The sequence below is a fragment of the Alcanivorax sp. HI0044 genome, assembly GCF_001634945.1.
This window is the reverse complement of record NZ_LWEZ01001940.1, coordinates 1-1,115: the sequence shown is the minus strand read 5'-3', so window position 1 is coordinate 1,115 and position 1,115 is coordinate 1. Positions and strand designations below refer to the sequence as shown.

At 62.9% G+C, this 1,115-nt stretch carries 1 protein-coding gene; it reads right to left on the bottom strand.

The genetic code is table 11. The annotated features are described in order from the left end of the window. On the bottom strand, nt 1-1,115 hold a 1,115-nt coding region (locus A3730_RS28775; protein WP_197477738.1), incomplete at both ends, for an NAD-glutamate dehydrogenase domain-containing protein.

The following is a 1,115-nucleotide window of genomic DNA, read 5'->3' as shown; positions in this document are numbered from 1 at the left end:
CAATGCGCCCCAGTTGCGTGAGCCCCAGGTTACCGCCCTCACCCACGACCTGGCAGCGCAGTTCCTTGCCGTTCACGCGGATGGCGTCATTGGCCCGGTCGCCGACCTGGGCATGGCTTTCGTTGCTGCCTTTTACATAGGTGCCGATACCGCCGTTCCAGAGCAGTTCCACCGGCGCCTTGAGAATCGCCATGATCAATTCGGCCGGGGTCAGTGTCCGTTCACTGATACCCAGCGCCTGGCAGGCCAGCTCACTGAGCTCGATGCTCTTGGCGCTGCGCGACCAGACACCGCCGCCCTCGGACATGGCCTCGCGGTCGAAATCATCCCAGGTGGCGCCCCTGGTGGTGAACAGGCGCTGGCGCTCGGCAAAGGAGGCCGCCGGGTCCGGGTTTGGGTCAATAAAGATGTGCAGGTGATTGAAGGCCGCGACTAATTGAATCTGGTCCGACAACAGCATGCCGTTGCCAAACACATCGCCGCCCATGTCGCCGATCCCCACCACGGTAAACGGCTGCGTCTGGATATCCTTGTCCTGTTCCCGGAAGTGACGCTTGACGCTTTCCCACGCGCCCCGTGCCGTAATCCCCATTTGCTTGTGGTCGTAACCGGCACTGCCGCCAGAGGCAAACGCATCGCCCAGCCAGAAGCCGTATTCATCGGCCAGGCCATTGGCAATATCCGAGAAGGTCGCGGTGCCCTTGTCCGCCGCCACTACCAGGTAGGGATCATCCCCGTCGTGGCGGACCACCTGCTCCGGCGCCACAATCGCGTCGCCTTCGCGATTGTCGGTGATGTCCAGCAGGCCACGGATGAACTCCTTGTAGCAGGCAATACCTTGCTGTTGCCACGCCTCCCGGTCACCCGGCGTACCGCCTTTCACCACAAAACCGCCCTTGGCCCCCACCGGCACAATGATGGCGTTCTTGACCATTTGCGCCTTGACCAGGCCCAGCACCTCGGTGCGGAAATCCTCGCGCCGGTCGGACCAGCGCAGGCCGCCACGGGCCACCGGCCCACCGCGCAAGTGAATGCCTTCCATGGTGGGCGAATACACAAAGGTTTCGTACAGGGGTAATGGCGGCGGCAACTCCGACACTTTCTTCGGATCGAGC